The sequence below is a fragment of the Limnothrix sp. FACHB-881 genome, from assembly GCF_014698135.1.
Classification (GTDB): Bacteria; Cyanobacteriota; Cyanobacteriia; order CACIAM-69d; family CACIAM-69d; genus CACIAM-69d.
Genome location: NZ_JACJSN010000011.1, coordinates 59,188 through 71,727, shown reverse-complemented (window position 1 = coordinate 71,727; position 12,540 = coordinate 59,188). Strand labels below are relative to the sequence as shown.

Here is a 12,540-nt window from a genome sequence, read left to right as displayed (position 1 = left end):
CTGAATTATTCCCGCAATTTAAAGCCTATGAGTCGCAGTCGTTCTCCCCTAATTTCCAAGCGATCGCTCATTCAGCGCGTTTTTTCCGCCGACGTGCTGGCCCCCTTGGGGGTGGGACTGACTTTTCTGTTGGCTTGGGATTTATTTGTACAAATCACCGGACTGCCACCTTATCTACTCCCTCGGCCTGGTTTGGTGTTACAAACCCTATTTGAAAACTGGAATGAGCTGTTTTCGGCCCTAATGGTGACGCTGCAAATTACGATCATTGCGTTTTTGGCGGCGGCGGTTTCTGGCCTAGGGATTTCCGTGCTGTTTACGGTGAACAAGTGGATTGAACGGAGCCTGTTTCCCTATGCGGTGATTCTGCAAACTACACCCTTGGTGGCGATCGCGCCGCTGATTGTGATTTGGCTCAAGGATAATACGCTGGGAGCATTGGTGCTTTGTGCCTGGATTGCGGCCTTTTTTCCGGTGGTTGCTAACACCACCTTGGGGCTGAACAGTGTCGATCGGAACCTAACTAACCTCTTTAAGCTCTATAACACCAATCCTTGGCAGCGATTGATTTATCTCCGGTTACCCAGCGCGTTGCCCTACTTCCTAGGAGGATTACGAATCAGCGGTGGCCTGTCCTTAATTGGAGCCGTGGTGGCGGAATTTGTGGCCGGAACCGGTGGCGCAAAATCAGGCATTGCCTATCAAATTCTGATTGCCAGTTACAATCTACAAATTCCGAAAATGTTTGCAGCATTGTTGTTGGTGACAGGCTTGGGGATTTTGATTTTTGTGGGTCTTTCGGCCCTGTCCGATGCCCTTCTCAAAGATTGGCATGAAAGTGCTGTCAAGCAGGAAAGTTAGGTGGCTTGAAAGGGGAGCTTGAAAGCGCTTAAAAGTGGCTGACTTCCAATCCCTAATTTGCAAACAATCTCCCAATAATCAAACTCCCAACAATCAAACCCTGAAATTGAGCCTTGAAATTATTCCCATGACCGCCCCCTCACCCGTTGAAAATGCTACTCAGTCGATCGCCCTGGTGGCTCCGACCCTGACGGAAGGGTTTGAGTTGCCCTCAATGGTGAGCGACTTGGCAGGACTGCAACGGGCGATCGCCCAGGATCCCGATCGCTGGCGACCGTTGGTGTTCACCAATGGCTGTTTTGATTTGCTCCATGCGGGCCATGTGCGCTACCTGAATGCGGCACGCGCATTGGGGCGATCGTTGGTGGTGGGGTTGAACAGTGATCAATCGGTGGCCGGCTTGAAACCAGCGCGGCCCGGGTTCCCCCCTCGCCCGATCGTGCCCCAAGCCCAGCGGGCGGAGGTGTTGTTGGCGCTGCGGGCGGTGGCGGCGGTGGTGATTTTTGAGCAACCCACAGCCACGGCACTGATCGAAGCGTTGCAGCCCGACATCTATGTCAAAGGGGGCGATTATCAGGTGGAAACCTTGCCGGAAGCGCCGGCCGTCTTTGCCGGAGGTGGCCGCATTGAGCTGGTGAAAATTGAAGTGCCCAGCAGCACCAGCGGTTTGGTGGAGCGGATTTTGGCGGCCCGTCCCCAGGAGCCATAGGCCATGGCGGAGGATTGGGCTGCGGAGTTGGTCCCCAGCAGCGCCACGGAACCTTGGTCAGTGGCCACCCTCAACCAGTGGCTGAAGGATTGCGTGGAGGCGGAACCGGCGCTTCATCGGGTTTGGGTGATCGGGGAGGTGTCCAGCGCCAAGCCATTTCCCAGCGGCATTTATTTCACTTTGACCGATCGGGAGGCAACGGCTGCGATCGGCTGCGTGGTGTGGCGAGGTCAGGTCGATCGACTGGCGAGCTTGCCCGAACCGGGTCAGCAGGTAATCGCCTTGGGAGAATTGCAGCTTTGGCCCAAACGGGGCGAGCTGAAGCTAGTGACCTGGCAACTGCTGCCGGCCGGGGCGGGTTTGCAGGCGCTGCGAATGCAACAGCTCCACGATCGCCTGGCCGCCGAAGGGTTGTTTGATCCCGATCGCCGTCGGCCGCTGCCCGCTTTTCCCCAAACCGTGGCGGTGATCACGTCTCCCCGCGCGGCGGCCTGGGGAGACATCCAGCGCACCTTGCTTCAGCGCCATCCCGGCTTGCGGGTGTTGTTTGTGCCCACTTTGGTGCAGGGCGATCGGGCCCCAATCAGTCTGATGCGGGCGATCGCGCAAGTGGTGGTGGATGGTCGAGCCGATCTGCTGATTTTAGCCCGGGGTGGCGGGGCCACGGAGGATCTATCCTGCTTCAACGATGAGCAACTGGTGCGCACCCTGGCAGATTGTCCGATTCCCGTGATCACCGGCATTGGTCACCAACGGGATCAGTCCCTTTGCGATCGGGTGGCGGACTGGTGTGCCCACACGCCCACGGCCGCAGCGGAACGGGCCGTGCCGAGCCTGGCGGAGTTGCGCAACCGCTGGGCTGAACAGGCCTTGGGCCTGAAGTTAGCCATGGATCGCTACTTACAGGATCGACTCGATCGGGTGGATCTGCTCCAGCAACGGTTGGGACGGCTACGCCCCGATCGTCAATGGCAGCGGGAAACGGAGCGGCTGACGGATCTTCGGCGGCGGTTGGGCATGGCTATGCAACACCGGCTTGATCGGGAACAGCAACGGCAACGGGCCCTCAACCAGACCCTGCGATCGCTGGATCCAAACCAAGTGTTGCAACGGGGCTATAGCTTGGTGCGCGATGATCAAGGGGCGATCGTTCGGCGGGCAGCCCAAACCCAACCGGGCGATCGACTCCGAATTCAGTTGGCCGATGGGTGGTTAGAGGTGAAAGTGATTCCACCCCCAACCAAGATCGCGCAACTCTCGATCGACCTTAAGCAGTCGCCCTAGATTTGCTGTTGATTAACCCTCGATCTGCCCTAAACCGTTTCTGGTTCGCGTTCCTGGACTTGCGGTTGGAATTGGAACAGGGAATAAACCACATTCCGGCGCATGTTGGTCATCATGTCCAAGAAGAGTTCATAACCTTCGCTCTTATATTCCACCAGCGGATCCTTCTGGCCATAGCCGCGCAGGCCCACCGTTTCCCGCAGCGCGTCCATCTGCTGCAAGTGCTCGCGCCAGAGGGTGTCGATTTGCTGAAGGATGAAATAGCGTTCCGCGTCGCGCATCAGGCCAGGGCGCAGGCTGTCGATTTGCCCTTCCTTGATGTCGTAGGCAATCCGCACTTGCTCGGCCAGGAAAGTCTTGATTTCCGTGGGGTTGAAGTCCTCAATCTGTTGGGGAGTCAGGTCTTGGATGGTGCTGACAAATTCCTTTACCTTGTCCACCATCTTCTCCAGATTCCATTCCTCCGCTGGCAAATCGGGGTTCACGTAGGCATCCACAATGTCGAACATTGTCCGCTCGGCATATTCAATCACCCGCTCTTTCAGGTCTTCCCCTTCAAGGACGCGGCGGCGCTCGGCATAGATGGCCCGACGCTGGTTATTCATCACCTCGTCGTATTCAAAAACCTGCTTCCGAATGTCGTAGTAATAGGTTTCGACTTTCCGTTGGGCCCCTTCGAGCGATCGGGTCAGCATTCCCGACTCGATCGGCATGTCCTCTTCCACACGGAACATCTGCATCAGGCCGGCCACCCGATCGCCCCCAAAGATCCGCAGCAGGTTATCTTCCAAGCTCAGGAAAAACCGAGTGGAACCGGGGTCACCTTGGCGGCCTGCCCGCCCGCGCAACTGGTTATCAATCCGGCGCGATTCGTGGCGTTCCGTACCGATTACATGCAAGCCACCCAGTTGGATCACCTCTTCATGTTCACTGTCGGTGAAAGCTTCGTATTCCCGGCGAATTTGGTTGTAGGCTTCCCGCAGACCTTGCACCACTTCATTATCGGTGGGGGCCTTTTCCGAGGCGATCGCCAACAGTTCTTCGGCTTCTAGCTCCGGGAGCGATCGCTCGCCATAGGTCTTGACCGCAAAGGCCACCGCATCCTTCAGCATCTTCTCCGCCCCGGTCGTAATTGGCGTGGGGAAAATTTCCGGGGCCGCTTGCCAGGTTTTGCGCTTCTTGCCCGAGTTGCCAAAGCCCTGGGCCTTTTGCCGGCCACTCAGGCCCGCCACCTGCATCACCTCAAACTCATCTTCCTCTTCCAGGCGCACCAGCTTGGGCATCAGGTATTCCCGCACCTTCAGCCGGGCCATGTAGTCCGCGTTCCCGCCCAAGATGATATCCGTGCCGCGACCGGCCATGTTCGTGGCGATCGTCACAGCTCCGCGCCGACCTGCCTGGGCCACGATTTCCGACTCCCGCTCCACGTTTTCCGGCTTGGCGTTCAGCAGGTTGTGGGGAATATTGCGCTCTGCCAGCAGTTCCGACAGCAATTCCGACTTTTCAACACTGGTGGTTCCCACCAACACGGGGCGACCCATTTCGTGCATTTCCAAGCACTCTTCGGCCACGGCCTTCCACTTGGCCACCTCGGTTTTGTAAACCACATCCGAGTAATTCTTCCGCGAGTTGGTGCGGTTGGTGGGGATGATCGTCACTTCCAGGTTGTAGATCTTCTCAAACTCGGCTTCTTCGGTTTTGGCCGTGCCGGTCATGCCCGCCAGCTTGGGATAGAGCAGGAAGAAGTTTTGATAGGTAATGGAGGCGAGAGTTTGGGTTTCGTTTTGGATTTCCACCCGCTCCTTGGCTTCGATCGCCTGGTGCAAGCCATCGCTCCAGCGGCGACCCGGCATCACCCGCCCAGTGAATTCATCCACAATCACCACTTCCCCGGCCCGCACGATGTAGTTCACATCTCGCAGGTAGAGTTCCTTGGCCTTCAGGGCGTTGAAGATGTAGTGGGCCCAGGGATCTTGCGAATCAAACAGATCCGTAACCCCCAACATTTGCTCGGCGGCGATGAATCCCTCATCACTCATGATCACGTTGCGGGCTTTTTCGTCCACTTCGTAGTGGTCATCGCGCACCAGTTGCCGCACCAGCTCATCGGCGGTCAGATATTTTTCGGTGGGGCGATCGACCTGTCCGGAAATGATCAACGGGGTACGGGCCTCATCAACCAGCACCGAATCCACTTCGTCAATCACGCAATAGTTAAAGGGCCGCTGCACCACTTCGTTGATGGTGGTGGCCATGTTGTCGCGCAGATAATCAAACCCTAGCTCACTATTGGTGGCGTAGGTGATGTCGCAAGCATAGTTCCGGCGACGCTCTTCGGGACTCATGCCCTGCTGAATCAGCCCCACGGACAGGCCCAGGAACCGATGCACCTGGCCCATCCACTCGGCATCCCGGCGGGCCAGGTAATCGTTCACCGTCACCACATGCACCCCACGACCCGTGAGGGCGTTCAGGTAGGACGGCAGGGTGGCCACCAGGGTTTTTCCTTCCCCGGTCTTCATTTCTGCAATTTGCCCGTTGTGCAGCACAATGCCGCCCAGGAGTTGCACATCAAAGTGGCGCATTCCCAACACCCGCTTGCCCGCTTCGCGAACCACGGCAAAGGCTTCGGGCAGGATGTCGTCTAGCAGTTCCTTGCGTTCGCTGTCGTTGCGGGCTTGGGCCAGTTTTTGGCGAAATTCGGCGGTTTTGCCCCTGAGTTCGTCGTCCGACAGCTTCGCGATGTCCTCTTCAAGGAGGTTGACTTCCACCACGTCGGGTTGGAACCGCTTGAGTTTGCGGGCGTTGGGGTCTCCCAGCAGAGCTTTCAACATGGCAGGCGATCGGGTGGCGTACTAGGCGAGATAATGGGGGCCAATGCAGTTGGCCGGTGGCGATCGCCCGATCGAGCGTCATGACGCGATCGAGCTGTGGCGCGCCTCCATCGTATCACCGCACCTTTGCGCCGGGCCGGTTCGGTTTCCCGTCGCGGCCGGTGCAAGGACACGATCGACCGGAGGCCCAGGGCCCACAACGCCACTCAACCGCATTGGCCCGCCGTTGCACGCTATTGAGATTGAGGCCGATCGAGCCATGACCACCACCCTTGACAATCAGATGAGCCAACCGGAATGGAAACAGGGGGCGGCGATCGAGCTGGAAATTACCGACCTGGCCGATTCGGGGGATGGCGTGGGCCGTTGGGCCGATCGGGTGGTGTTTGTGCCGGAAACCGTACCGGGCGACTACCTATCGGTGCGGCTGTTGCAGGTGAAGCCCACCTTTGCCCGGGCCAAAATTTTGTCGATTCTGGATCCTTCGCCCGATCGCGTCCGACCCGGCTGCATCGTGGCGGACAAGTGCGGCGGTTGCCAATGGCAGCACGTGGCCTATGGATCCCAACTGCTGGCCAAACAGCGACAGGTGGAACAGGCCCTCACCCGGCTCGGCGGCTTTGAAGAGCCACCCGTTTTGCCCATTTTGGCCGCCGCTGCCCCCTTGGCCTACCGCAACAAAGCCACCTATCCCGTGGCTCCCGGCCCCGATGATCAAATTCGGGCGGGCTATTACCAAAAGGGCAGCCACAAGATTGTGAACCTGAACCAATGTCCCGTGCAGGACGATCGACTCGATCCCCTGCTGCGACAGGTGAAACAGGACTTGACCGCCAGCGGTTGGGAACCCTACGACGAAACCACCCACACGGGCACGGTGCGTCACTTGGCCCTACGGATTGGGCGGCGCACGGGCGAAATGCTCCTCACCCTGGTGGTGCGCGACTGGGAAGCACTGCCCGGTTTGGCCACCCAAGCGGAACTGTGGCGCGAGCAATTTCCGCAGTTGGTGGGGGTCTGTGTGAATCAGCAGCCCCAGCGCAACAACGTGATTTTTGGGCCCGAAACCCGCTGCGTTCTGGGGCGGCCGGCCCTGGAGGAACACCTGAATGGATTGGTGTTTGAAATTCGCCCGGAAACCTTCTTTCAGGTGAACACCGACCAAACGGAAGAACTGCTGAAAACCATTCACCAACAACTGGCCCTGACCGGCCGGGAAATTTTGGTGGATGCCTATTGCGGCGTGGGAACCCTGACCCTGCCCTTGGCCCAGCGAGCCGGCCGGGCGATCGGGATTGAAGCCCAAGCGGAAGCCGTCACCCAAGCCCGCCACAACGCCGAACGCAACCAGCTCACCAATGTTGAATTTCAGGTGGGGAAAGTGGCGGATCTGCTGCCCCAATTGGGACTGCAACCGGACGTGGTGTTGTTGGATCCGCCCCGAAAAGGTTGTGAGCCGGGCGTGATTGAAGCCTTATGGGCGATCGCCCCATCCCGCATTGTTTACATGAGCTGCAAGCCAGCCACCCTGGCCCGAGATTTGAAGCTGCTCTGTGAACAGGGACAATATCAGCTCGATCGGGTGCAGCCAGCGGACTTTTTCCCCCAAACGCCCCATGTGGAATGTGTCGCCTTTCTGAGTGAGCGCCGTTAAGATGATATGGGCGATCGAACTCCCTTAACTGTCCTATGGCCAATGAACCAGTCCTAGCTCAAGCACTCCGCACTTTGCCCGCTCCCGCTCCTGAGGCGGTTGTTGTCGATAACTTTGTTGACGCTCTGATGGATGCCTTGGGGTTCGACAAGCAAAAACGAATTCCCCAATTCGCCACGGGCCAGGGTGCAGATCACGTTGACTTTGCCGCACGCTATGACGATTCAGAAGGGCGATCGTTTATTCAATCTCCCGTGGATCCCTACTTCTTGCTGGAAGCGAAGGGAACCGATAGCAATTTAAGTTATGGCACGCCGCAATATCGATCGACCTTCAATCAATTGCGGCGCTATTTGCTAGCGCCCAAGTGCAAAAATGCCCAATGGGGATTGATCATTAATTCAGTCCACATGCAACTTTTTCGGAAGCACCATAAGGTGATTTTTCCGGCCACTCCCTGCTTGGAAATCAAACCCGAAACGATCGATCAAGTGGTTCATGACCAGATTGCTCCCCTGTTGCGCCAACCGTCCCGCGCCTTGGTGGTTGCGGTTTACAACAACAAAGGCGGCGTAGGCAAAACCACCACCACCATTAACCTGGCCAGCCTTCTCAACTTCATTGGCTATTCAACCTTGGTGATTGATTTTGACCCAAACCAACGGGATTTAACCGAAACCCTGGAGGTTACCAGTCAATCGCCAACTCTGTTTGACTGTCTGGATGACGATCGACTTGATATTCATGAGGCGATCGCGACCTATCGCAAGCTCGACAAAAAAGCCAACAAAGAATATGGCATTGACATCCTACCTGCCCCAAAAGTTGAAGATCTCAAGACCGATGACCCGAATAGCAAGGGCATTGACATCAACGATTTGATTCGCAAAATTGGCTATCACAAACTCAAAAAAGCCATCGACTCCCTGCGTTCTGAGTATGACTACATCTTCATCGATTCACCACCCAACTGGCAATATTTCAGCCAAGAGGCGGTTTATGCATCTGATGTGATCTTGATGCCAGTCAAGCCCAACAATGTCTACTCGATCGACAACGCCGCCGAAGCAATTCGCGAATTTTTTCCAGCCATTCAGGCCAAGCGACAAGATGGCGGCCCGATCGCCCTTCCGATTTTCTTCAATGGCGAAAAACTCTCCAATTCTCAGCACCAGCGCGTGCGAGTTTACCTAGAAGAGTTAATTGCACGCCATAAGAAAGACTATAAATTTGACCTTACACCCTACTTTTTTCCGCGATTGACCAATGCTCGAAAAGACTATCGGGTTTTTGAGCTGGAAAATCATGCCGAAATTTCTGGAGCCAGCTTCTCGCGCTTGCCAGCGGTCTATGCCCACAAAACCGCTCGTGACTATTACCTGAATCTTGCCAAGGAGTACTTCATCCAATGAGCAATGTTGGGAATCTGATGCATCTTTGGATGCACAAAGTTCGGTCTGGGTTGCCCACAGCCGCGCCCAGCTTTTTGGTGCAAGGCGCAGCAGATATTCTGACGCGATCGGGCGGATCAAACTGGTTGCCCGTGGTGGTTCGAGAAATTCAAGACCCTGAATATGACTATGAAGTAATCGGCAACTCTTTTGTTTATTCGGCAGCCGCAGAAGCCGGACTCGATCGCATTTGGTGCGTGGTGGCGGAAGATAGCGAACTCGCGATCGAGGTGGCGCGGGTTTTATCGCAGGAAATTGCACCCCGCATTAACCTTAGCTCTGCATCCTATGACCAAATTATTGAAGCGCTAGAATATGTGGTGAGCCAGCCAGACACACCGCTCAAAACCTTGAAAGTACAGCTCGCAGCTCCCCGGATCAGCGAAGCCCCCCGAGAAACTTGGTCAGATTTGGAGCCAATCACAAAGCTAAAGTGCGGCATCACCAAGGGGCCAAAGCTGGATTATTTACAGCGCGTTTTTTACATTACGCCGCCGCCATTGCCTCCAATTCCAGAATCATCAATTTTGAAATCCTTGAAGGTCAAAGAACTCAAGGATCTGGCGCGGTTGCATGGTCTGGCGAGCAAACCGAACCCCAAGAAAAACGACTTGGTTGCTTTGTTGGATCAGGCACGCTCAAGCTAACGAAATCCGTCAAGCGGGTTGACCGAGTGATCATGCAGCCCCCAATGATTCCCGATACGGTGGTTGAGTTTTCAATCATTGATCGGGAAATTTATTGCATTAAACCGAAATTCTAAAAGCACCTTTCTGATTCCGAAAGCTCATCCAATTTCAATCCTAATCATGCCATTCACACAGTACAAAACCATCGCGGATGTTTTGGCAGAGTTCCCGATGACTTATCAGGAAGCGTCTTTCCTTGAACATCATGCCCTGGCGATCGATCCCAGCTTTGTGGATCGCTTGCAACTGGTTTTGACTGAAGGCATGGTTTTCAATTCGGAATATGCGATTTGCGAAAATATTATTTCGCCGATTTTGACGGAAGTGTGGCGATCGTATGTGGGAGAGTTGCTGATTTGGAGTCATCAACCGTTGCGCTACAGCGATCAGCTTTCGGGCACACCGGATTATGTGGTGGCGCGGCGATCGCCCAGAGGGAAGGTGTTGTTTGAGCAGCCCTATTTGATTCTGATTGAAGCCAAGCGAGATGATTTTGAAGCGGGCTGGGGTCAATGTTTGGCGGAATTGTGGGCGGCACAACGGTTGAACCAAGAGGGCGATCGCCCGTTGTTTGGCATTGTCTCCAATGGGAAGTTATGGGAATTTGGGCGGCTTTGGGGCGAAACCTTCACAAAACACCCGACGGGCTATACGCTCGATCGATTGTCTGAACTGATGGGGGCGATCGACTGGATTTTCGCCATGAGTACCAGATTGTCAATCATGCCATCGGGGCCAGCCAATTGATCTGCCGCGCAATCATTTTCATCACTTACATTCATCACCAGAATTTTAAATTCACTGCCAAAATTATTTCTACGGAACCGCAACAGGATTAGCCAACTCTGATCGCGTTGCGAGTTGCTTTTGATGAAATTGTTCGAGCCAATGCTTGACCCGATAGGTGGCCAAGCAATCGTCCTCGTTGTAGGTGACGATCGCCTCTAAATAGGATCGATCGCCCGTTTTCAGCCAGCGATCGTACCAATACACCGCCTGGGATCCATTGGCCGTGCGATCGCGCCACTCAAACCCCAAATATCCCGCGATTTGCTTCAGGGCATAGCCTTCCACCGGCAACACCGCCGTTTGCGTCACCCAAGCATGGACATCTACGAAGCGATCGAGCAGACGCTCTAGCCGCTGACTGGAGCAACCATAGAGCTTGGCCAGGCGCTTGCTGGCATCCCGCTCATACTCACAAAAGTGGAAAATCGGCGCGGTGGGGTAGCGATCGACCAGCGCCAAAAAGTCATCCCAAACCCGCTGCTCATCCTCGGGGGTTTCCGCCAAGAAGCGGTGAAACGTCGGCTCCGGCTGCGATCGATCCACCACCAACACGCCCAGCAGGTAATCCAGCGAAAGATCCGGCTCCGCTTCAATATCGAAATAGAGTTCCACCGGAGCGGCCGGCAGGCGATCGGGCAACCAAGCTTCACGGCGGGCCAGGGCGATCGGCTGTTGGGTCAAGGTGGCGCGGGTTTGCACCAACACCGCCTCCGCCGCGCCGTCAAACTCGGGAAACTCCTGGAGCCGATCGAGCGGTGTGGCCGCCAACTGCTCGATCGTCTCAATTTTCAGCCGCTCCAACACCCGGTAGCGGGCAGGAGTCACGCCCGGGATCAGCGACAGGTGCTTGGCTTGCCGCGCTCGATCAGTGCAGTCGCCCACCCAATGGCAGAGGGAACAGCGGTTGCGGGAAATGAACAGATCCGGCTCCCGATCGTCCTCCATCAGCGTGTCGATTAGGTTCGCCAGCAAGTCTTGCACCTGCTTTAGCCGCGTCCGCAAGTCCACCCAATGGGGCGATCGACCGCGCAACACCACCCCCGCCTTAGCCGGAGCCGCTCCCTGAATCATCGTCAACAAATCCGCATGGAGCGCCGCCACGAGCTGATATTCCAGCTTCGGCTTCTTGCCCAACCGGATATCCACCGGCTCATAAATCCAATCACCAAAGGCCGACTGACCCGGCCGCTTCACCAACAAATCGGGATGGCCCACCAGCTCCACACCGGGGATTTCCTCCACCCGCAGCAGCCCCCCGACGATCAACCCCGCCCCCGCTTCCATCAGGGCCAAAGTAGCCGCCGCGCCCGCGTCCCGATCGCCCCGGCGAAACTGCGGCCGCACTAGCTCCAGTTCCAGCTTCTCAGCAATTTGCTGGGCCGCATCGCGCTTGTGGCGATCGCTCTCGTCGTGGAGTTTTTGGATAAAACCGGCCGTGGGGGCGCGCCGACGGGGATCGCCATAGAAATCCAAAAAGACGCGCCGGGGGCAGCGCTGAAAAAAGAGTAGGTCGTCAGCGGTTAGCAGCATGAAACTAAAGTTAACCGATCGCACGATAGGATAGGAGCGCAAGTCGCGGGTTTGCTCCAGTCCATGAAAGTTGGCGTTATCGTTTTTCCGGGTTCCAATTGCGATCGGGATATGCAGTGGGTGTTTCAGGGGCTATTGGGCCTGCCCACGCGCATGGTTTGGCACCAAGACAGCGACCTGGGCGATCTTGATGCAATTGTGATTCCCGGCGGCTTCAGCTATGGCGACTATCTGCGCTGCGGGGCGATCGCCCGGTTTTCGCCAGCCATGCGATCGGTGATTGAAGCGGCGGAGCAGGGCAAGCCGGTGCTGGGGGTTTGCAATGGGTTCCAAATCCTGACGGAGGCGGGACTGCTGCCGGGTGCGCTGATCCGCAATGAGAATTTGCACTTTGTGTGCGATCGGGTGTCCGTAAAGGTGGAACGCAGCGCCCGCCTGTGGACAGAGGGCTACGCGGCGGGGCAAGTGTTGAACCTGCCGATCGCCCACGGGGAGGGTCGCTACTACGCCGATCCGGACACCCTGAAGCAAATTGAGGACAAGGGCCAAGTGCTGTTCCGCTACGCAGGGCGAAATCCCAACGGCTCTTGGAACCAGATCGCGGGCATCTGCAACGATCGGGGCAATGTGTTGGGGATGATGCCCCACCCGGAACGGGCAGCCGATGCGGCGTTGGGCAGTACGGACGGGTTGGCGCTGTTCCAAACCATGACGGCGGCGTTAGTGAGTGTCTAGGACG

General features: G+C 56.6%; 10 protein-coding genes. 8 read left to right on the top strand and 2 right to left on the bottom strand.

Annotated features, from left to right (window positions below; all coding sequences use genetic code 11):
- The first annotated feature begins 27 nt into the window (after positions 1-27).
- The 3 genes from H6G52_RS11725 (at position 28) to xseA (ending at position 2,854) form a co-directional block, all read left to right on the top strand.
- Positions 28-861: an ABC transporter permease gene (locus H6G52_RS11725; protein ID WP_190355109.1), complete on the top strand. Its 834-nt coding sequence runs from the start codon at positions 28-30 to the stop codon at positions 859-861.
- A gap of 214 nt (positions 862-1,075) precedes the next feature.
- Positions 1,076-1,570 (top strand): adenylyltransferase/cytidyltransferase family protein, encoded by a 495-nt coding sequence (locus H6G52_RS11720; RefSeq protein WP_190528576.1) that lies wholly within the window; start codon positions 1,076-1,078, stop codon positions 1,568-1,570.
- A 3-nt stretch (positions 1,571-1,573) separates the two neighbouring features.
- Entirely contained in the window at positions 1,574-2,854 is a 1,281-nt protein-coding gene (xseA, locus tag H6G52_RS11715; RefSeq protein ID WP_190528452.1) for an exodeoxyribonuclease VII large subunit, read from the top strand.
- 29 nt (positions 2,855-2,883) lie between these two features.
- Here the strand turns inward: xseA and secA are convergent, their stop codons facing one another.
- Entirely contained in the window at positions 2,884-5,688 is a 2,805-nt protein-coding gene (secA, locus tag H6G52_RS11710; protein WP_190528450.1) for a preprotein translocase subunit SecA, read from the bottom strand.
- 283 nt (positions 5,689-5,971) lie between these two features.
- Here secA and rlmD point away from each other — a divergent pair, with 283 nt between their 5' ends.
- The 4 genes from rlmD (at position 5,972) to H6G52_RS11690 (ending at position 10,229) form a co-directional block, all read left to right on the top strand.
- Entirely contained in the window at positions 5,972-7,342 is a 1,371-nt protein-coding gene (rlmD, locus tag H6G52_RS11705) for a 23S rRNA (uracil(1939)-C(5))-methyltransferase RlmD (protein WP_190528573.1), read from the top strand.
- A 35-nt stretch (positions 7,343-7,377) separates the two neighbouring features.
- On the top strand, positions 7,378-8,754 hold the full coding sequence (locus H6G52_RS11700) for an AAA family ATPase (RefSeq protein ID WP_190528448.1): 1,377 nt from the start codon (positions 7,378-7,380) through the stop codon (positions 8,752-8,754).
- Positions 8,755-8,783: 29 nt separating this feature from the next.
- A complete protein-coding gene (locus H6G52_RS11695; protein WP_190355105.1) occupies positions 8,784-9,440 on the top strand; it encodes an SAP domain-containing protein in 657 nt (218 codons plus the stop codon).
- A 162-nt stretch (positions 9,441-9,602) separates the two neighbouring features.
- Positions 9,603-10,229 (top strand): hypothetical protein, encoded by a 627-nt coding sequence (locus H6G52_RS11690; RefSeq protein ID WP_190528447.1) that lies wholly within the window; start codon positions 9,603-9,605, stop codon positions 10,227-10,229.
- A gap of 69 nt (positions 10,230-10,298) precedes the next feature.
- Here the strand turns inward: H6G52_RS11690 and H6G52_RS11685 are convergent, their stop codons facing one another.
- Positions 10,299-11,801 (bottom strand): TM0106 family RecB-like putative nuclease, encoded by a 1,503-nt coding sequence (locus H6G52_RS11685; RefSeq protein WP_190528445.1) that lies wholly within the window; start codon positions 11,799-11,801, stop codon positions 10,299-10,301.
- Positions 11,802-11,864: 63 nt separating this feature from the next.
- On the opposite strand from H6G52_RS11685, the gene purQ reads away from it, so the two are divergent.
- Complete coding sequence (purQ, locus tag H6G52_RS11680) at positions 11,865-12,536, top strand: phosphoribosylformylglycinamidine synthase subunit PurQ (protein WP_190528443.1); 672 nt, start codon at positions 11,865-11,867, stop codon at positions 12,534-12,536.
- Positions 12,537-12,540: the final 4 nt, after the last annotated feature.